This is a genomic window from Alicyclobacillus acidocaldarius subsp. acidocaldarius Tc-4-1 (assembly GCF_000219875.1).
GTDB classification, from domain to species: Bacteria; Bacillota; Bacilli; order Alicyclobacillales; family Alicyclobacillaceae; genus Alicyclobacillus; species Alicyclobacillus acidocaldarius_A.
Window position 1 is genome coordinate 2,527,907 of sequence record NC_017167.1, and the last position, 19,922, is coordinate 2,547,828.

At 65.6% G+C, this 19,922-nt stretch carries 17 protein-coding genes; 4 read left to right on the top strand and 13 right to left on the bottom strand.

What is annotated here, in order from left to right; genetic code table 11:
• Positions 1–63: 63 nt before the first annotated feature.
• The 3 genes from TC41_RS12320 to TC41_RS12330 are packed head-to-tail and all read right to left on the bottom strand — an operon-like array spanning position 64 to position 4,502.
• A complete protein-coding gene (locus TC41_RS12320) occupies positions 64–2,193 on the bottom strand; it encodes an ATP-binding protein (RefSeq protein ID WP_014465399.1) in 2,130 nt (709 codons plus the stop codon).
• Positions 2,190–3,347, bottom strand: coding sequence for a hypothetical protein (locus TC41_RS12325; protein ID WP_014465400.1), 1,158 nt, complete (start codon positions 3,345–3,347; stop codon positions 2,190–2,192). Before TC41_RS12325 ends, TC41_RS12320 begins: the two co-directional genes overlap by 4 nt.
• 3 nt (positions 3,348–3,350) lie before the next feature.
• On the bottom strand, positions 3,351–4,502 hold the full coding sequence (locus TC41_RS12330; RefSeq protein ID WP_014465401.1) for a DNA modification methylase: 1,152 nt from the start codon (positions 4,500–4,502) through the stop codon (positions 3,351–3,353).
• 194 nt (positions 4,503–4,696) lie between these two features.
• Here TC41_RS12330 and proS point away from each other — a divergent pair, with 194 nt between their 5' ends.
• The gene (gene proS / locus TC41_RS12335) at positions 4,697–6,148 is read left to right on the top strand and encodes a proline--tRNA ligase (RefSeq protein ID WP_014465402.1); all 1,452 of its coding nucleotides are present in this window, start codon (positions 4,697–4,699) and stop codon (positions 6,146–6,148) included.
• A 38-nt stretch (positions 6,149–6,186) separates the two neighbouring features.
• Here the strand turns inward: proS and tlp are convergent, their stop codons facing one another.
• The 9 genes from tlp to TC41_RS12380 form a co-directional block, all read right to left on the bottom strand.
• A complete protein-coding gene (gene tlp / locus TC41_RS12340) occupies positions 6,187–6,420 on the bottom strand; it encodes a small acid-soluble spore protein Tlp (RefSeq protein ID WP_012811641.1) in 234 nt (77 codons plus the stop codon).
• A 162-nt stretch (positions 6,421–6,582) separates the two neighbouring features.
• Positions 6,583–6,801: a hypothetical protein gene (locus TC41_RS12345; RefSeq protein WP_014465404.1), complete on the bottom strand. Its 219-nt coding sequence runs from the start codon at positions 6,799–6,801 to the stop codon at positions 6,583–6,585.
• A 15-nt stretch (positions 6,802–6,816) separates the two neighbouring features.
• Positions 6,817–7,404 carry a hypothetical protein gene (locus tag TC41_RS12350; RefSeq protein ID WP_014465405.1) on the bottom strand — a complete coding sequence of 196 codons (588 nt, stop codon included), beginning with the start codon at positions 7,402–7,404 and terminating at the stop codon, positions 6,817–6,819.
• 17 nt (positions 7,405–7,421) lie between these two features.
• Complete coding sequence (locus tag TC41_RS12355) at positions 7,422–8,447, bottom strand: alcohol dehydrogenase catalytic domain-containing protein (RefSeq protein WP_014465406.1); 1,026 nt, start codon at positions 8,445–8,447, stop codon at positions 7,422–7,424.
• Between the two features lies 1 nt (position 8,448).
• Positions 8,449–9,675, bottom strand: coding sequence for an acyl-CoA dehydrogenase family protein (locus TC41_RS12360; RefSeq protein WP_014465407.1), 1,227 nt, complete (start codon positions 9,673–9,675; stop codon positions 8,449–8,451).
• Positions 9,676–9,752: 77 nt separating this feature from the next.
• Positions 9,753–11,411, bottom strand: a complete 1,659-nt coding sequence (locus TC41_RS12365; protein ID WP_041695434.1) for a class I adenylate-forming enzyme family protein — start codon at positions 11,409–11,411, stop codon at positions 9,753–9,755.
• Positions 11,412–11,464: 53 nt separating this feature from the next.
• Positions 11,465–11,719: an acyl carrier protein gene (gene acpP / locus TC41_RS12370; protein WP_014465409.1), complete on the bottom strand. Its 255-nt coding sequence runs from the start codon at positions 11,717–11,719 to the stop codon at positions 11,465–11,467.
• A 35-nt stretch (positions 11,720–11,754) separates the two neighbouring features.
• Positions 11,755–12,534 (bottom strand): SDR family NAD(P)-dependent oxidoreductase, encoded by a 780-nt coding sequence (locus TC41_RS12375; protein ID WP_014465410.1) that lies wholly within the window; start codon positions 12,532–12,534, stop codon positions 11,755–11,757.
• Positions 12,535–12,552: 18 nt separating this feature from the next.
• Entirely contained in the window at positions 12,553–14,562 is a 2,010-nt protein-coding gene (locus TC41_RS12380; protein WP_014465411.1) for an FAD-dependent oxidoreductase, read from the bottom strand.
• 160 nt (positions 14,563–14,722) lie between these two features.
• On the opposite strand from TC41_RS12380, the gene TC41_RS12385 reads away from it, so the two are divergent.
• The 3 genes from TC41_RS12385 to aroF are packed head-to-tail and all read left to right on the top strand — an operon-like array spanning position 14,723 to position 18,531.
• On the top strand, positions 14,723–16,327 hold the full coding sequence (locus TC41_RS12385) for an AMP-binding protein (protein WP_041695435.1): 1,605 nt from the start codon (positions 14,723–14,725) through the stop codon (positions 16,325–16,327).
• A 15-nt stretch (positions 16,328–16,342) separates the two neighbouring features.
• Complete coding sequence (locus tag TC41_RS12390; protein ID WP_041695436.1) at positions 16,343–17,503, top strand: acyl-CoA dehydrogenase family protein; 1,161 nt, start codon at positions 16,343–16,345, stop codon at positions 17,501–17,503.
• Positions 17,500–18,531, top strand: a complete 1,032-nt coding sequence (gene aroF, locus TC41_RS12395) for a 3-deoxy-7-phosphoheptulonate synthase (protein ID WP_014465414.1) — start codon at positions 17,500–17,502, stop codon at positions 18,529–18,531. The genes TC41_RS12390 and aroF overlap by 4 nt, the downstream gene beginning before the upstream one ends.
• A gap of 11 nt (positions 18,532–18,542) precedes the next feature.
• Here aroF and TC41_RS12400 read toward each other — a convergent pair whose 3' ends face one another.
• Complete coding sequence (locus TC41_RS12400) at positions 18,543–19,793, bottom strand: hypothetical protein (RefSeq protein ID WP_014465415.1); 1,251 nt, start codon at positions 19,791–19,793, stop codon at positions 18,543–18,545.
• Positions 19,794–19,922 lie beyond the last annotated feature (129 nt).

The window sequence follows — 19,922 nt, forward strand, 5'->3', positions numbered from 1 at the left end:
CGAACTAGAAAGGGGCCCTCGGCAATCGCGTCATGCAGAGACCACGGTGCGCGACACGCGCGTCTATTCGTCCCCTGGCTCGGCGAGGACAATCCATTTGACACTTCGCTCTGGATTTTTTCTCTGCGGCCGGTTTACGGTGTTCCAGCCGTTTTTCCCAAACAGTTCGTTCATCACGAGCGGCAGCAGTCGATGCGCCTGATCCGCCGCGTCCACCATGAGATCGGGAAGCAGCTGTTCGATGCGGTTCTGCACGTTGATCCACGTGTCTCCGCTTCTTCTCATCTTATCCATGAACGCTTCGTCGCTTTCGAGTTCGGCGCTCACGTGTCGAACGAGCGCATCCTGCCTGTCGACACGCGGTCTCGCCTCGTACTCGGTTTCGCGCACCTCTCTCACCCGGCTCGCCTCGGCCTCCGCAGATTCACGATGGCCTCGTTTCTCCTGCTTCTTCAGACTAGCGAGTTGTCGCAGCCGGTCGGCAAAAGTGGGCACGGGTTCGCGGTCATACGTCGGATCGGCCACCTTGTGCAATTGCTCAAACGAAAGCACCCGGATGGGAATCGGGTACGGTTTGCCGCCTGCGCTGCTCCAGAAGACCCCCTGGCCCTGAATGGGCTCGTTCAGCAGCGAACTCAGGATGTCCGCGCTGAAGTGCGCATTGGCGCGCTGCACGGCGCGGAGATCCCCTTCGGACAGCAAGTGAAAGATGAACCAGTTGTCCCCCTGGCTGAGGATTTCGTTGGAAATGCTCCCCGGCTGCTGAGTGATGAGGATCGCGCCGAGATCGTACTTCCGCCCCTCTTTCACCCAGGCGATGTACGGACCTTCGCCTGACGTGTACGACGAGGCGCCGAGGACGGATTGGGCCTCTTCGACCACCGCGATGGTGGGGATGGTCTTGGGATCCTTCTCGGTGAAGTGCCGTTGATTGTGCTCGAAGATGCGCTGCAGGACAATCCCGGAGAGCACCAGGGCCTGCGAGCCGCGGACCTGCGACACGTCGACGACGCAAAGCTTGCCCTGATGCAGGGCGTGGAGCAGCATCTCTAAGAACGCACTGGAGGGATCGTGCAGCATTTGCACGACCTGCACCATGTTGGCGCGGGCCGCGTTGAGTTCGGCCTCCTGGTTCTCCCGCAGCTGCAGAAGATGCTTCAACTTTTCGTCGTCTGCGTCGTGGCCCTTGGCGTAGATCTCGTCCACAAGGTCTCGCCACGCGGACTGCGTCAACATTTTCAGTTTGCGGACGTTCTGTTGATCCTGACGCTCGGGGGACAGGGCGATGGACAACACCTCGGCGGGCCTCAGTTGGCGAATGTCGAGCTTGATGCCGGAGGCGATGAACGCGGCGTAAAACGGGCTCGGCGCCTGGCGGTCGGTGAACACGACAATCTTATCCTGTAATTCCGGTACGTCACACAGCCCGGGGCGGTTCTTGTCGTCCGGGAAGAAGTACTCGCCGTCGGGATCGAAAATGACGCTTCCCACCGGCACGCGCCGTCCGCCGCGCTTCTCGACCGTGGGGGTCTCAGCGTACAGGTTGCTGAACAGGAGCTTGATGAGATTCGACTTGCCGAAGCCGGCTCTCGCAAAGACGAAGGTGCGCCGCGAGACCAGGTTGGAGACCGGAAACTTCGGGATGACGCACGGGCTTTGGATCACCATCCACGGTTCCTTCTTGAGCCGAGCATCGCCCTCCGCGTACACGAACTCGCCGAGGGCCAGGTGGCCGATTTCGGCGCCTTCAACGTGGTGCCCCGCCACGTCGCGCAGGACCTCTGGAGACAAAAACGCGACCTTGCTTCCGACGTGTGGCAGGCGGCGATGCGATGGGGCAAACACGAGCTGCCCGCCCAACACGCGCACGACGCCGAGCACGCGGATGTCGACGCGGTACCGAAGGTACTTCTCGCGCAGATCCTCGGGCACGGCGCGATCCTCTGTCACCGCCCGCAGGCTGTAGTCGTCGCCTTCGTCGGAGACGAGCCGCCCCTGCGCCGCGATGGAGGTGATGCGCCCAAGCACGGCCTCGTCTTCGTGCTCCAGCTGCACGACGAGAAACATGCCGTGCATCGGTGTGCGCTGGAACTCGCTGCGATAGGGCAGGACGAGATCGGCGTGAAACTCCAGTCCGCCTTCGCTGAATCCTCGGAAAATGCCGACCACGTGATTTCGGTCAAACAGCTTCATGAGAACCGCCTCTCTGTCTGGGCATATCTCAGTTGCATGCCGTCGAAGATACCGACGGAATCTTTCGGCACCAGCGTCCGAATGGCCTCCACGAGAAACGTCTGGAGCAGTTCCGCGTCGAGACCCCCGATTCTCGCCTGCTCGTGTGCGCGCTGGAGACAGCGAGGGTAGAGCGGCGTCGGGAAGCCGGCGATGGCATCTTCCAGGAGATACCCCATGATTTCTTGCGCCTGCGGCCCGTGGGAGGGCAGGACGTCCACGGCCCAGATGGGATCGTCGCGATGGCTCCCGAACCGCACAAAGTACATCTCGCCCGCGACAAACTTCGGCGCCTCCCCGGGCTCGCTTCCGGCCTCCATGCCTCGCGCGTATTCGTCCCATCGGTACACGGAAACCTCTATCTCCCGCGGCACGCGGACAAAGCGAGGTTCCCCCGGCGGAAACAAGGACTCCAGCAGGATGGCCATGTGGTACCGCTGAAGCACCTTCGAACGCTTGGCGATCCCGACCAAAAACACGCGGCGGCGATCCTCGCGGTAGGTCCGCTCCATGGCCTGCTCGATCCGGCGGCACATCTGGACGAACAAATCACGCGCGAAGACCTTGCTTCTCAGGTAGCCGTCGCGCACCACGAGGGTATCTGCGTGGAACCTCCCGTACACCATCATGTGATACAGCGCAGCCCATTCGCAGAGATCGCGGTACACCTGGATCCAGCTCGGCGACACGCGCTCGGGCGCCCATTGGATGTCTTCCGGGCGTGGAATCATGGGGCTCAATTCCCACAGCGAGCGCACGCCGAGATCGCGCATCAGGACGCCGAGGACCGTCTGGGGCTCGCCGGACGCGGCGAATTGGGCGCGAGTCAGCTCCTCCGTGCCGGTGGTGGGGGACAGCACGTCGAGACACAGTTGCTTGCCGTAGGAGTCCACCACGCGGACCACGTGCAGGAAAAACGGATCGAACTGCAGTTGGCTGTCGCCGCCGTCGCTCGCCACCAGCGAAATGGTTGTCGCGGAGCGCCGGTAAATGGGGCGGACCTCGCGCTTGAGCTGGCGGATGTCCTCACAAAGCTTCTCGAGCTGGCGCGCATCGCCGAGGGTTCGCGCAAACACAGCCTTTTTCAGTTGTTCGACTTCGTCGAGATCGAACATGCCCTAGGCCTCCTCGAGAGAAGCATACAGATCGACCTCCAGCGTGGAGCGGCTGCGGACGAACTGAAACTGATCCGCCTGCCTTCGCCCGTTGGACGCGCTGCCGGCATCGCACAGGCGGCGCTCCTTCCACGGCGTGCCGCTCAGACTCGCGCGCAGGACTTCGACGGGGTCGACCTCGTAACTCGGTATGGCGCCGAACCGCACCACGAGGAGCGCACCGGGTTCGCAGACTTGGCTGACCCGCGTCCAGACCTCGCGCAGGCCCTCGATGAACGCGGGCAGCGAGGGGCGGCCGAGTTGCGGGTCCGACGCGTAGTCGACGTAGGGCGGGCCGCCGAGAAACCAGTGGCGAAGCCAGTGGTCCGAGACGTACGTCTTCATGCCGAAATACGGCGGCGAGGTGATGACGTACCGAAAGCGCATCGCAAAATCGTCCGGCGCGAGCGTTCGGCTGTCCGCCAGCCGGACGAAGCCGGGCACTTTGTCCGGCACATGCGACAACACGTGTTCGGCGCGCCTGCGCACGACGTCCAGTACGTCCACATAGACCGGATGGATCTCGCGCGACTTCCAGTAGCGCACCGCAGCGTCGGGTTTCGTGGCATAGGTGCGCGGCATCTGGTTGGACAAATAGGACGGCAGACCTTTGTTGCGCGGGCCGTGTAGCACGCCGAGCACGAGCGCGCGCAGCACGATGTCCTCCTCCGTCTGAACGTCGGAAAGCGCCTGGCGGAGGCGGCAGACATCTTCGAGCGTCTTTTGGTGAAAACACCAGCGCCAGAATTCGCCGTCCGGGACATCGCCCGGCGCTTCGCTTTCCACGATCTGTTGACACCGCGCCACGACGCCGTGGACCGTGGTCGACGCCAGCTTCGCCTGCGCGATAGCCACCGCGATGGGATTGATATCCACACCGACCGTAGGAAAGCCGACGAGCCTCGCCGCAAAATTCGTCGTGCCTCGACCGCAGAACGGATCCAGCACCCATCCGCGCTCCGCGCCCGCCAGAACGCGAAGCGGGAACGCGAGAGGAAACATGGTGTAATACGGGCTGATGGCGTTGAGCCGCAGTTGCGGATCAGAACATCTCCGTTTCAACCAAGGCTCCATGTTGGAAGCCGCGACGTCGCGGTCTGTACGATTGGCATGCATGGCACTTCTTCGCTTTCTCGATTCGCATGTGCAGAGTCTATAAGATTTTCGACATCTGTGAACCCATTCCTCTCGATCCGGCTCCATCATGCGCGCCTTTTCGGCGCCGCCCGGGCCGCGAGGTCCGGGCCGAGTTGACTGCGCCGCGCTGGCTTCGTAACATGGCACCGAGGACAGTGCGTAGGAGGAACGGTATGGCGAAACAGGACAAGCAGTTTGTGAAGGAAATCACGCCTCAATCCGAGGACTTTTCCCGCTGGTACATCGATGTGCTCCAAAAGGCGGAATGGATGGACTACGCGCCGGTGCGCGGCTGCATTGTCATTCGCCCGGACGCGTATGAGATTTGGGAGCGCTGCCAGCGCGAGCTGGATCGGGAGTTCAAGCGGACGGGCCACCGCAACGCGTATTTCCCGCTCTTCATCCCGGAGAGCTTCTTCGAAAAAGAAAAGGAGCACGTGGAGGGCTTCAACCCTGAATTGCCGTGGGTGACGGAAGCGGGCGGCGACATCCTCGAGGAGCGGCTCGCGGTCCGGCCGACGTCCGAGACGATGTTTGGCCACATGTACGCCCAGTGGATTCAGTCGTACCGCGACTTGCCGCTTCTCTTGAACCAATGGGCGAACGTCGTCCGTTGGGAGAAGCGCACGCTGCCGTTCCTCCGGACGAGCGAGTTTTTGTGGCAGGAGGGCCATACCGCACACGCGACCGAGGAAGAGGCCCGCGAGGAGACCATGCGCATGCTCGGCATCTACGCCGACTTCGTCGAGTCGTTCCTCGCCATCCCGGTCATCCGTGGCCAGAAGACGCCGAGCGAAAAATTCGCAGGCGCGGTGGAGACCTACACCATCGAGTCGCTCATGAAGGACGGACGGGCTCTGCAGACGGCCACGAGCCACTACCTCGGCCAAAACTTCGCGAAAAGCTTCGAGATTCAATACCTGGATAAGGACAATCAGCTGAAGTACGTGTACACCACGTCGTGGGGCATGTCCACGCGCATCCTCGGCGCCATCGTCATGGTGCACGGGGACGATCGCGGCCTCGTCCTCCCGCCGAAGCTCGCGCCGACACAGGTCGTCGTTGTGCCCATCGGCCCGGCGAAGGCGCGCGAAGCCGTCGTCGCGAAGGCGCGCGAGTTGTTCGACGCCCTGAAGCGCGCCGACATCCGCGTCCACCTGGACGATCGCGACGACGTCAGCCCCGGCTGGAAGTTCAACGAGTACGAGCTGCGCGGCGTCCCCATCCGGCTCGAGCTCGGCCCGCGGGATCTCGAGGCGTCCCAGGCCGTCCTCGCCCGCCGCGACACCGGGGAAAAGATCACCGTGCCGCTCGACGCCGTCGTGGAGCGCGTGCAGGCGCTCCTCTCGGACATCCAGCGCGACCTGTTCCAGGCGGCCAAGCGGCGCCTCGAGGAGAACTCGCACGTCGCCGAGACCTTGGATCAGCTCGTCGAGATTATCCAGACGAAGCGCGGGTTTGTCCTCGCCGGCTGGTGCGGCGACGACGCGTGCGAGCGCGCCGTGAAGGACGCGTGCACGGCCACCAGCCGCTGCATCCCGTTCAATCCGCCGGCCCGCCCGGCGACCTGCGTCACATGCGGAAAGCCCGCCGCGCACGCGGTTTGGTTCGCCAAGTCGTACTGACGACAAGAGGAGCTGCCACTTCGGCAGCTCCTCTTCCCTCATTGCAAGCGATCCCGCGCGTCATGCGCCTCGTCGCGGATCTCCTCGCGAAATCCGTCAATGGCCCGGCGCCTGCGCTCGTTTTTCGCCACCAGGTTCCGCACGTCCTTCGGGTTCATCTCGTCGGCGTGCGCGGCGAGAAAGTCCTCGGCCTCGTGCAGGTTTTCCATCGTGTTGTGGATGGCCTCCTGCAGGCGCTCCACGTTGTCCGCGCGGTTGTCCGGATTCGGCATGCGCCATCCCTCCCTCGCGAGATTCACAGTCGCTAATCTGCTCGGCGAGGGCTCCGCGCATGAGCGAAAGCTGCTGGAAACAGCCGCGCACCTCCTTGCGCCATGCGGCGGGCCGATTCCACAGGGCGCCGCGGGCTTATCCGTCGCAGCGCGCCGCGCGGTTCACTTCGGATCCTGGTGATCCTTCGACACGCGCTCCTCAAACGCCGCATAGCCCGCCATCGCGCCCATCAGCATGCAGATGAACCCAATGACGTAGCCGATGAACCAGAGCGCGGAGTGCGTCTTGTAAAACGCCGTGCTCGCAATCACAATGAGCGCGCCGAGCACGCCGATGGCGTACAGGTACCTGCGGACCCTGGCGTCCGGCCGATTGGGCATGACATCGCGCCCCTTTCATTGAACCTCCGCGAGCCAAGGATAATAAATCACGTCGCCGTTCTCAAACTGCACCGCGAGCCGCTCCTCGTGCAGCCAGTGCGGATCGTACCGAGCCCCATCGCGCCGGGCCTCGGCGAGAACCTGCGCCCGCGTGCGAAACGCGCAGTCGCCAGACTCCGGACGCCAAATCATCTGCCACCACTCGCCGCCGTGCTCAAACCAGGCGATTCGCCACCGATCGTGCCGCCAATAATACGAGGTGAGGAGATCCGCGTTCGGGTGCGCAAGCAAGAGCTCGTACGCCTGCGCGCGGGCCTTGGTCGGATCGCGCAGAATGAAATCCAGCCACGCGTGGCGCTCGCCGGGCTCAAGCGAGGGCTTGAAGTGCCGGAAGGCCTGCAGCAAGGCGTACCGCACCCCGGCGAGCTGAATGGGCGCCTCCTCCGCCTCCGCGAGCCGGCGCAACCAGGTGTGGAGATGATCCATCGACGCCGTCTCGCGCACGGGCAGGTCCATGGCCCGCTCGGAGAGGCAGAGCCGCACGTCCCGATACAGGCTCAGGCATCCCTTGGCCAACAGTTCATGGGCGACATCCACGGGCATGCCATTCCCCCCTGCCTTCACGGCGCATGGAAGACAATCGTGTCGCGGCCAAAAAACGGGTTACCCAGAGCGTCCGGAGCCTCATCGAGCGACACGCGCCGCCCCACCACGACGTCGGGCTGAACGCGCCCCTCCCCAGCCATCCGGAGGAGCTCTTCGACGTCGGCGCGTCGCGAGCCAAAGCTGCCCATGATAGACATGCCTTTGCGCGCGAGCTTCGCGAACGGCACGGGGATCTCGTCCAAAGGCATCGCCACGGTCACGAGCTTGCCACCCGGGCGGAGGACGTCGAGAGCAAAGTCTATCCCGTCGGCAAAGCCGGACGTGTCAAGCGCCAGTCCCACCCCTCCTTTCGCCATGCGCCGCAGCTTGCGCGCGGCCTGGCGCGAATCGTCCGCGAGCGTAACGAACTCGTCCGCGCCCGAGACGAGCGCGAGCGCCCCCGCGTCCTCTCGCCGGCTCAACACGGCCACCTGCGGCACGCCCAGGGCCTTGGCGATTTGCAGCGCCGCGAGCCCCAGCCCGCCCGTACCGATGACGAGCACCGCCTCTTCCTCGGCCACCCCCGCCGACACCATGGCCCGGTACGGCGTCGCGTACGCGTCGACCAGAATGGCCGCTTCGGCCGGATCGAGCCCGTCCGGGCGGCGAATGGCGTTTTGCGCCGGCACCGCCACGTACTCGGCGTCGCCGCCGGGCCGCGTGAAGCCGAGCACCCCCTGGTGCGGGCACAGATGCTCCTCGCCCCTCGCGCACGCCGCGCACTGGCCGCACGGCACAAATGGGTGCACCACCACAGCGTCGCCCGGCGCGAGGCCCGAGACGCCCTCGCCGAGCGCCTCCACGCGGCCCGCAATCTCGTGGCCCAGCACCACTGGATACGACGTCCCAAACGGCGCGCCCTCGCCGCGGACCAGTTGCCTGTCGCTTCCGCAGATGCCGCACGCCTCGACGCGGATGAGGACCTCGCCGGGCCCGGGCTGTGGCGTCGGCACCTCCGCGACGCGCAGGCCGCCTTCCGGATCAAACACGAGCGCGCGCATGTCACTCAGCCCTCTTCTGCGCCCGCTCGCGCCGGCGCGCCTCGGCCAAGAGCGCCTCCGCGATGGTCATCTTCTGCATCTCAAGCGTGCCTTCCTCGAACCAGAGCGATCTCGCGTCGCGGTACAGCCGCTCCACGGGGCTTGTCACCGCGTAGCCGATGCCCCCGTAGAGCGAGAGCGCCCCGTCCGTCACCTCGCCCACCATGCGGATGGCGTTCGCCTTCGCGATGGCGGCTTCGAGCGAGATGTCGCGACCTTGGTCGTACTTGTAGGCCGCGTCGAGGCAGAGAAGCCTTGCGCCCTGAATCGCAATCTGCATCTCCGCCAGCCGCATCTGCACGGCCTGCCGGCTCGCGAGCGCCTTGCCGAACGTCGTGCGGCGCCGGACGTAATCGAGCGCGCGGTCCAGCGCCTCCTGCGCGAGCCCCACCGCGCTCTGCGCGATGCACGCGCGGCTCTGGTCCAAAAATCCGCGCACCGCGACGCCAAACCCTTCGCCAATTTCGCCGAGCACCTCGTCCTCGCCGACTTCGCAATTCTCGAACTCGATCACGGCGTGCGAGCAGCCCTTGTCGCCCATCATGTGCGGCATGGGCGTGAGCTTCATGCCCTTGCGGCCCTGCGGCACGAGGAACGCCGTGAGCCCCGTGCGGCCCGCGCCACCCTCCATCTTCGCGATGACGGCGATCACGGCCGCCTCCTCGGCGAACGTGATGAGGTGCTTGCGGCCGTTCAGCACGAACTTGCCGTTCTCATACGTCGCGATGGTGCGCAGATCGATGCCCGTACCGTTGTCGGGTTCGGTGAGCGCAAACGCGACGAGCGCGCCTTCGTTCACGAGCTTCTTCAGCCAGTATTCCTGTTGCTCGCGCGTGCCCTGCCCCACCGTGCGCCAGATGCTGTTGTACGCGTGCACCATCATGCGGATGGTGCCGTGCATGTGCGCGACCTCTTCGAGGATGGGGAAGTAGAGGCCGAGCGGAAGCCCCTCGCCGCCGACCCACTTGGGCTGCGTCAGCTTGTGGAAGCCGAGCTCGCGGATGCGCACCCAGAGCGCCTCGGGAATGCGCTCGTCGCGCTCGATTTGCGCGCCCCACTCGGCGCCTTCCTCCTCGCGAAACTGAATGACCCGGTTGCGGATCTCGTTCGCGCGCGCGACGAGATCGGCGTCATACGATGGGAACGACGGCGCGATGGCGTCCCGCGCCGACGGATTCAAGATGTCCATGCAAGATCCTCCCAAGCGCAATCCGTACTCATCGAATCAAGTGGGACACCCGCGCCTATTGGCGGGCGCCCCACCCCTCACGCGTGGGCTCCTTGGCCCTCGGCCTCGAGCCGAAACCGCTCGCGCAGATCCTTCTTCTTGATCTTACCGGAGTGCGTCTGCGGGAACTCGGTCATGAATTCCAGCCTGTCGGGGAACTGGAACTTCGCGAGCCCCTGCTCGGCGAGAAAATCGCGCAGTTCGCGCAGCGTGAACGGCTTCGCGCCCTCCTTGAGGATGACGCAGGCCACCGTCATCTGGCCGAGCGTCGGATCCGGCGCGCCGACCACGGCGACGTTCTGTACCGCCTCGTGCTTCGAGATGGCGTCCTCGACGGTCTTCGGGTCGATCTTCGTGCCGCCCCGGTTGATGATGTCGTCCGCCCGGGCGATGAAGATGTAGCGGCCGTTCTCGTCCTGGCGCAGGATGTCCCCCGAGTGGAACCAGCCTTCCTCGTCCCACTGCCGGTGCGCGGCCTCCGGGTTGTGGTAGTAGCCCGCGCTGAAGTTCGGGCCGCGCGCCCACATCTCCCCGGGCTCACCCGGCTTGACGTCGTGGCCCTCCTCGTCCACCAGCCGGACCTCCGTGCCCGGGATGACAAAGCCGACGGTGGAGGAGAGCGCCTCGAGCGGATCGTCCGGCCGCGTGGCGGTGGCGAGGAAGCCCTCGGACCAGCCGAACATGCAGCCCACCTTGATGCCGCTGTCGCGCTGGAGTTGCTCGAGCACGGCCTTCGGCACGGGCGCCCCGGCGTAGATGAACAGCTTCACGCTCGAGGTGTCCGCCTGCTTCAGGTTGGGCGCGTTGGCCACGTGGATGACGTGCGGCGGCGCGCCCACGAGGTACGTCGGCTTGTATTTTTCAATCCAGTCGATCACGCGCGCGGCGGAGAACCGATCCAAGAGCATGATCCGCCCGCCACTCGCGACGGTCATCATGACGCCCGCGAGCATGCCCGTCTGGTGGCAGATGGGCGCGAGGCACAACACGGCCTCCCCCGGCTGATAGCCGAAGTTTTTCGCGTACGCCCGGGCCGCCCAGAGGTAGTTCGCGTGTAGGTGCACCACGCCCTTCGGCGATCCGGTGGTGCCCGAAGTGAACACCATCAGGAAGGCGTCGAGCGGGCCGGGCTTGTTGGCCTCAAGCTCCGCCTCGCCGAGCTTGTCCCCGGCCTCGCGCAGGCTGGCGAAGGTCGTGGCGCCTTCGGGGGCGCGCTCCGGATCGCCCTGGACGACGATGTGCGTGAGATCCGGCAACTCCGGCTTCAGGCTCACGGCCATCTCGAAGAGCGACTCCCCGCGGAAATAGTCCGCGATGATCCACACCTTGGCCCGCGACGTGCGCATGCTCGAGATGATGGCCTGGCGGCCGAGATCAATTTGCAGCGACACGCCAATCGCGCCGATGCGCGCGCAGGCGAACACGGCCACGACGTAGTCGAGTACGTTGGGCAGCTGCAGCGCGACGGTGTCCCCCTTGCGCACGCCCATTCGGTAGAGGTGGGCGGCCACGGACTCCACCTCGCTCCACAGCTTCTCGTACGTCGCCTCGCGCGTCTCGTCGCGGTGGACAAAGTTCGGATACTTCTTCACGTCCTCGAACAGGACGTCGACAAACGACTCGTTCGTCCAATACCCCTTTTCGAAGTACAGCTTGGCACGCTCTTCCGTCAGCGTGCGGCCCGGAAAGTCAAACATCGCCACGCCTCCACTTCGGGGAGTTTGCGCCGCCTCAGCTTTGCGCGCTGCCGTCACGCGGACAGGCGGCGCTCGATGTAGTCCACCACGCCCGCCACCGTCGACAGCTGGCCGAAGTCCGCCTCGGGGATCTCGAGGTCGAATTCGTCCTCAAACGCGACGGCGAGCTCGGTGAGGTCGAGAGAGTCCGCGCCGAGATCGTCCACAAACAGGCTGTCCGGCTTCACCTCGGACTCGCTCACCTGCAGCTGGTTCGCAACGACTTTGCGCACGCGCGCCTCGATTTCCTCTCTGCTCAACGTTGCCATGTCACATCTCCTTTGCGCATGGAGTCTCCAGGGATTCAAAAGCTTTCAAATCCGCCCGTGAGAAGCGTCAGGCCGCCATCCACCCAGATGACCTGGCCGGTGACGAAGCGGCTGAGATCGCTCGCGAGGAAGACGGCGACGTCGGCCACCTCTTCTGGCGACGCGAGGCGGCCGAGCGGCGTGTGCGCCTCGACGTCGCGGCGGTAGGCGTCGTAGTGATCCGCCCCGTAGAAGCGGGCGGACTCCGTGTCGACAACGCCTGGGTTGATGGCGTTCACCGTGATGTTCTTCGGCGCGGTCTCGCGCGCGAGGTAGCGGGTGAGCGCCTCAAGCGCCGCCTTCGCCGTGCCGAGCGTGGCGTAATTGGGCAGCGTGAAGGTGCTGCCCATGCTCGACATGGTGATGATCCGGCCGCCGCCGCGCCGCTCCATCATGGGGATGACGCGCTGCGCCGCGAACACGGTGCTGTGAATTACCACGCGGTACGTCCGGTCGAGGTGGTAGTCCTTCAACTGCTCGATGGGCTTGAACGCCGACGCGGCGGCGTTCGCGACGAAGATGTCGAGATCGCCGAACTCTCGCTCAATCTGGTCAAACGCCTGGTTCAGCTCGTCCTGGATCTCGAGCTCCGCCTTGACAACCATCGCCCGGCGGCCGAGGTCTCGAATCGCCTGCGCGGTGGCCTCGGCCTCCTCCGGCTGACGCCGGTAGTGGACCACCACGTCCGCGCCGTGCTTGGCCATCTGAATGGCGATGGCGCGGCCGATGCCGCGGCTCGATCCGGTGATGAATGCCCGCTTTCCTTCCAGTAACAAACGTGTCGCCTCCCCGGCTCATCCAATCTCGTACGCGGCCGTCCAGGCCTCGCGAATGGCGCGCGCCGCGTTGATGTCGCGGCTGTCCCGCGCGCCGCCGACCACGTGCACGCGCACGCGCGGCGGGAGCTTCTCCGCCCAGGACGTGTCCTGGGACAGTTGCCCCGTGCAGAGCACCACCTGATCCGCGGGGACCACTTCCTCGTGGCCCTCGCGCGCAATTCGCACGCCGTCTTGCGTGATTTCGAGCATCGCCACGTTCGGCACGACGTTCACGCCGAGCCGCTCCATCTCCTGGCGAACCACCCAGCGCGTGCTGCGGCCGATGCCGCGGCCGATGCGGTCGCTTCGCGCGAGCATGGTGATGGTGCGCTCAATGGGCTCTGGCACAGGGAGCCCCTGCTCCTCGAAGAACGCCAGCGCCTCGGGCGTCATGCGCCGCCTGGTGCCGAGGAACACGGCGACGTCACAGCCGATGCCGCCCGCGCCGAGGATGACGATGTTTTGGCCCGGCTGCACGCGGCCCATGAGCAGATCCTGGTACGACACCACGTGCGGCAGATCCTCGCCTGGGATGCCCGGCGCCTTCGGCTTCACGCCCACCGCGACGATCACGTCGTCAAACTCGGCGAGCTGGTCCAGGCTCGGCTCTGTCTGCATTGTAACAGTCACGCCCAGGCGTTCAAGCATGACCTCATAATACCGAATGGTCTCCAAAAACTCGTCCTTGCCCGGGATGCGCGAGGCGAGGCGGAACTGCCCGCCGAGCTCCTTGTCCCGCTCGAACAGCGTGACCTCGTGCCCGCGCTCCGCGGCCGCGCGCGCCGCCTCAAGCCCGGCGGGCCCGCCGCCGACCACCGCCACGCGCCGCTTGACCTGCGCCTTGACGCGCGGGCGGAGCGCCTCGTAGCCCGCGCGCGGGTTGACGAGGCAGCTCACGACGCGGTACGGCTTCACGAGCGTGTGGTCCAGGCAGGACTGGTTGCAGGCGATGCACACGTTCAGGCCGTCGCGATCGCCCTCGAGGATCTTCTTCGCGAACTCGGCGTCCGCGAGCCACGGGCGCGCAGGGGCGATGAAGTCGAGGAAGCCGTCCGCCACAAGCTCGTTGGCCACCTCGGGCACGTTCAGGCGATTGGCGGCGAGCACGGGCACGGTGACGTGCTGGCGCACAAACGCGGCGACGCCGGCGAAACCGCCACGCGGGACCACCTGCTGCACCGTGGGCACGGCGGCCTCGTGCCAGCCGATGCCGACGTTGAGCGCGTCCACCCCCGCCCGCTCGAGCGCCTGCGCGAATTGGAGGGTCTCCTCCGGCGTGGTGCTGCCAGGCATGCAGTCGAGCCCGGACATGCGGAAGATGATGGGGTACGCAGGCCCCACGGCGCGGCGCACCGCCTCCACCACTTCGAGGGGCAGCCGCATGCGGCGCTCGAAGTCGCCGCCGTACTCGTCGTTGCGGTGGTTCGTGAGGGGCGACAAGAACTGGTTGAGGAGATAGCCTTCCGACCCCATGATCTCGATGGCGTCAAAGCCTATCTCCTTCGCGGTCCGCGCCGCGTTCGCATAGCCCTCGATGGTACGGCGGATGTCCTCCAAGGTCATCTCGCGGGGCGTCTCGCGCGTGAGCCGAGACGGAAGCGGGCTCGGCGCCACCGCCTGCTGGCCAATCTCCTCCGAAAACGCATACCTGCCCGCGTGGTAGAGCTGAAGCGCGATGCGGCCGCCCACCTCGTGCACGGCTTTCGGCAGTTGCGCCAGCCGTTCCACGTGGCGCGGGTTCGTGAGCACAAACATGTGGCCGCCGCCCTCCGGCAGCACGCACGCGCCGCCCGTGATGATGAGCGCCGCGCCGCCCAGCGCGCGCTCGCGGTAAAAGGCGCACAGGCGCGCCATCATCTCGTCGTCGTCGTGCTCGAGGCCCATGTGCATGGAGCCCATGAGAATGCGGTGCGGAAGCTCCAGTGAACCAATCTTCCCTGGCTGGGCCAGCGCTTCATAGCGCCGTTTCATCCATCTCTCTGGCATGATGTCACCTCGTCCCGGCCGCGCACGTCCCGCGCGGCACGCATGTTTTCGCACCTGGTCTTATAAGCTGATATTAACACCTGGTATTGAATCCGTCGACCGAGCAGTGATAGAATGCTTATCACCAGGTACGAATTTTGTGCGGAAAGGGGCGGCGCCCGTGAGCGCTCCTTTGTTCTTGGATCAGTTCGAAACCACCCTGCGCGACCATCCGGAGCAGATGGCCGTCATCGATCTCTCCGGCGACGAGCCTGTCATGCTCACCTACGCAAAGCTCGAACGGCTTGCGGCGCGCATCGCGGCGCGCCTGCTTCAGCTCGACGTGAAGCCCGGCGAGGCCGTGGCGTATCAGCTTCCGAGCGGCTGGCCGTTTGTGGCGCTGACGCTCGCCATCTGGAAGGTGGGCGCCACGCCGTGCCCCATCCTGCCCCAGCTTCGCGAGCGCGAGGTGGCCTTCATCCTGAACTCGTCCGAGAGCCGCGTCTTCATCGCGCCGGACGCGTTCCGCCGCTTCGACTACCGGCCGTTGGTCGAGAGCGTCCTGAAGGAAGCGCCGCGCGTCGAACACACGCTCATCCTGCCGATGGCCCCGTACGCCCCGCTTTCGTCCGATCTCGGCGGACTCCTCGCTTCCGAGGCAGACGCCGAAGCGGCGAAGGAGGCGCTTTCGGCGAGAAGGCCTGGGCCGGACAGCCACTCGCAGCTTCTATACACATCCGGCACCACCGGCGAACCGAAGGGCGTGCTGCACACGCACCGGACGCTTTCCGAGGCGCTTCTCATCCACACGCGCACGCTCGGGCTCACGTCGAAGGACCGGATTTGGGTGCCCTCCCCGACCGCTCACCAGACAGGATTTCTCTACGGAATGCTCGTTTCCTTCTATATCGGGGCCCCGGGAATTTATCACGCCATCTGGGACGTGGACAAGGCGCGCGCGGCCATCGAGGAGTTTGGCGCGACGTTCGTCCAGGCCGCCATGCCGTTTCTCTCCGACATCACCCGCGCGGACAGGCCGCCTAAGGGGCTTCGGCTCTTCATCGCCACCGGCGCCGCCATCCCGCGCCAGCTCGCGCAGGAGGCGCGCGAAAAGCTTCAGTGCGCTGTCGTCGGCGCATGGGGGTCCACCGAATCGTGCCTCGTCACCGTCGGCCGGCCGTCGGATCCGCCGGAAAAGCTGTGGGGCACAGACGGGCGCGTGCTCGACGGCATGCAGATCCGCGTAGTGGACGAAGAGGGCCGCGAGCTCCCGCCCGGCACCGAAGGCAACTTCCAGGTGAAGACGCCCGCCATGTTCGTCACCTACCTCCACCATCCCGAGTGGTACGAGGCGGCCATGACGCCGGACGGCTTTTTTGACACGGGCGATCTCGCCGTGATCGACGAGGACGGGTATCTGCGCATCACGGGGCGGAAGAAGGACGTGGTGAACCGCGGCGGCGAGAAGATCCCGGTGGTGGAGATTGAAGACCTCCTGTACCAGCACCCGGACATCGCCGACGCGGCCGTGGTGGCCATGCCGGACGAGCGGCTCGGCGAGCGCGCCTGCGCCTACGTGGTGCTGAAACCGGGCGCCAAGCGGCTGGAACTGTGCGACATCACGGATTTCCTCGGCGAGCGCGGCATGGCGAAAATCTACTGGCCGGAGCGGCTCGAGATCATCGACGAGATGCCGCGGACGGCGAGCGGCAAGATCCAGAAGTACGTGCTGCGCCAGGACATCCAGCGGAAGCTGGAGCGCGAGCGCGCCGAGAAGACGGGCTGACGGAGGAAGGTGGCCATGATGCGGACGCTTTACGAGTGGCGGAAGGACGTCGACGCTTACGTGGCGGGCCCGGCCAGGGCTTGGTCCGAGCAGATTGAAGCCACGGGCACGGTGCCGGAAGCCCTGTGGCGAGAGCTTCGCGACGCCGGCTACCTGCGGCTCGCCGCCCCGCCCCATCTCGGCGGGCACGGGCTCAGCTTCACGGATTATTTGGATCTCTTGCGCCGCTTCGCGCACACGCACGGTTCCATCCGGGTCATCGTGCATGTGGCGAACAGCCTGTGGCGATCGCTCGCGCAGAAGGCGACGCCGGATCAGGTGGAGCGGTTTGTGAAGCCGTTTGTCGCGGGCGACATCCGCGTGACCTTCACGCTGACGGAGCCGAATTCGGGCTCCGGCGCAGACCTCAAGACGACAGCCCGGCGCGAGGGCGACGCGTACGTCCTGAACGGCGAGAAGTGGATGATCATCTTCAGCGACGTGGCGGACTACTTTTTGCTCTTCTGCCGGCTGGAGGGGACGTCGGGCGGCGACGGGACACTCGCGCTCCTCGTCCCGCGCGACGCGCCGGGCCTCACGATTGAATTCATGGCGCCGGCCATGGGCATCGCGGGCACGGCGCACGGGCACCTTCGCCTGCGCGACTGTCGCGTCCCCGTCGCCAACCGGCTCGGCGAGGAGGGCGACGGCCTGGAGGTGGCGTTCCGCGGGTTTCTCGATCCGTCCCGCACCGCCATTGGCATGACCTGCGTCGGCGCGGCGGAGCGAGCGCTTGAGCTCGCGGCCCAGCACGCCCTCCGGCGCGTCACCTTCGGCCAGCCGCTCGCCAAGCGCCAGATCATCCAGATGTGGCTCGCTGAGATGGCGACGGACATCGAGGCGGCGCGCCAGCTCGTCCTCCACACGGCGCGGCGGTTCGACGAAGGCCATCCCATCACCGTGGAGGCGGCGATGGCGAAGATGTTCGCCACGGAGATGCTGCAGCGCGTGACGGACAAGGCGCTGCAGATCCACGGCGGCCCGGGCTACTTCAAGTCGAGCGAGATCGAGCGGATCTACCGGGACGCGAGGATGCAGCGGTTTGAGGAAGGTACGTCGGAGATTCAGAAGATGGTCATTGCGCGCGACGTGATCGACAAGGCCAAGCGGGCCTCGGAAGGGAGCGAGCGGAGATGATGGTGATTCGCCACGGGAAGGTGGATTTGAAGCAGGCGTTGGAGAAGGCGGGCCTGGACGCGTGGGTTCGCGCCCTCTACCCGGCAGGCCCAGGCGTGAGCGTGCTCGCGGCGAAGGAGCCGGGTCTCGCCGAGCGCGTGGCGCGGGTGGTTGGCGTCACCGAAGTGCGCGAAGTATCGCGGCCATATGCCCTTGCGAGCCGCGAGTACAAGCCGGAAGACACCGTCGTCGAAGTCCGCGGCCACCGCATCGGCGCGGGCGGCGTGACCATCATGGCCGGGCCGTGCTCGGTGGAGTCGCTTGAGAACATCGTCGATGTCGCGAAGGCCGTGAAGCGCCTCGGCGGGCACGTGCTGCGCGGCGGCGCCTTCAAGCCGCGGTCGAGCCCCTACTCGTTCCAGGGCCACGGCGAAGAGGGCCTGAAGATGATGGCCGCGGCGCGCGAGATGACCGGCCTGCCCATCGTCTCCGAGGTCATGGAACCCGGTCTCGTCGATCTCGTCGCGGAATACGTGGACATTCTGCAGATTGGCGCGCGCAACATGCAGAACTACCCGCTGCTGCGCGAAGCCGGGCGATCCGGCAAGCCCGTGCTCCTGAAGCGCGGCCTCTCTGCGACGATTGAAGAATGGCTGATGGCGGCCGAGTACATCCTGGCGCAGGGCAACCCGAACGTGATTTTGTGCGAACGCGGCATCCGCACGTACGAGACGGCCACGCGCAACACGCTCGATTTGAACGCCATCCCGGTGGTCAAGTCGCTCTCTCACCTGCCCGTGCTCGTCGATCCGTCCCACGGCGTCGGCAAGCGCGCGTTTGTGCGCCCCATGGCCCGCGCCGGCGTGGCGGCCGGAGCGGACGGCGTCATTGTGGAGATTCACCCAGTGCCGGACCAAGCGATGTCCGACGCGGCGCAGACCATCGACTATGAGGAGTTCGGCCGCATGGTGCAAGAAGTGAACCGCGTGGCGCTGGCGCTGGCGGGATCGAACGAGGGCGCGAGCGCGCGGGAGATGGTGGGAGTGTGAGGGAAGCCCCTTCACGCTCCCGTGGCGCCCGAGGCCGTCCCACTTGCCTGCAATGTGGTCATCGCTCCCATCGCGGCTTCGACCGCGCCGATTCCCTGAGTTGACACCGGATGTGGCGAACTGTTCACGAGAAACTGAATGGTTCCGAAGTTGTCCACAGAGAAACCGTTCACCCCTGGCGACACCTGCAACAAGCCGATTGTCTGACCTTGCCCCACGGTGAGCGTGGCGCCCGAAGCCTGCACTCTAACGAGAGGAAGGGAAGCTTCGGCGTTCAGGACGCCATCGTCAGCTCGGATCTCCGCAGACTCATAGGCGCTTCCCGCGAGCACGACCGCTGATGTCGCAAAGTCGTCCACCTCGAGCACAGACGATTTGGAACTCGCGACTTGAACACCGCCCACGCCAGGCAACACGTCGAGAACGCCGACAGCTCCGCCGCTGAGTTGGATGGACACGGGCCCCTCGCTATCGACGTCGATGCGAGGTGACGCGATGTCCGTAAGTTGGATGGGTGCACCCGAACTCGCCAGGATGACCAGCTTGCCATCGATGCTGACGTGATCGAGCGAGACAGAGCCGTTAGGAGACGGTGCGACAAATACGTCTCCGTCCACCTGCAGATTCCGGAGCACGATGTTCGCTCCGCTGACCAATAGGTCCGACCGCAGTTCCTCGACACCCTGGGATGGGCCAAGCGGCTCGCTCGTTTGGAGAGGCGGGATCCACGTCCACACCCGCGAGGCGATGTCCCACGTGTTCTGCACGCCGACATCTGCGAGCAGTTGCGAAACCTGAGACAGCGGCAAAAAGGCCGTGTCGACGCCGTTCCATCCCGAAGTCAGATCCACGCCGGGAACGACGTTGAGCCTGGTGACCAGGCTCCCATCCACCTCCACCGCCCCAATCCCGGTTCCGACGGGGAACCCCCACGTGTCCGCGCGCGATGTGGGTGTCTGTATCGCCCAGGTGAATGGAGTCGCATTCCAGGTGGAACGAAAGCCGATGGAATCCAACGCCTTTTGCAGAATGTCGAGCGGGACGTACACCTCACCCGAGTCCAACGAACCCGTGACCCAGAGATCCATCGGGATGGAGGCCGTTCCAATGCGCAGCGCCGCTACCGCAAGAAACGCGTCGCCTCCGGAAGGCGGCGAGGCCATTCGATAGAGAGTACGCCCGGGTAGCACGAAACTCGCGCGCGCCGCCCCGACCGACGGCAAGCGATGTATGACCTGCGCTTCGAGCTTTGGCGCCGCCATCCAAGTGAAAAGGCAGCCCAACAACACAGCGGCCGTGATTCGCTCAACATGACGTGATGCTCGCATCCCCCGCGCTCCCCCTCGCCTCTGACGGTTCTGAGAAGGCATTTCTCCTCGCGCCGCGCTCAA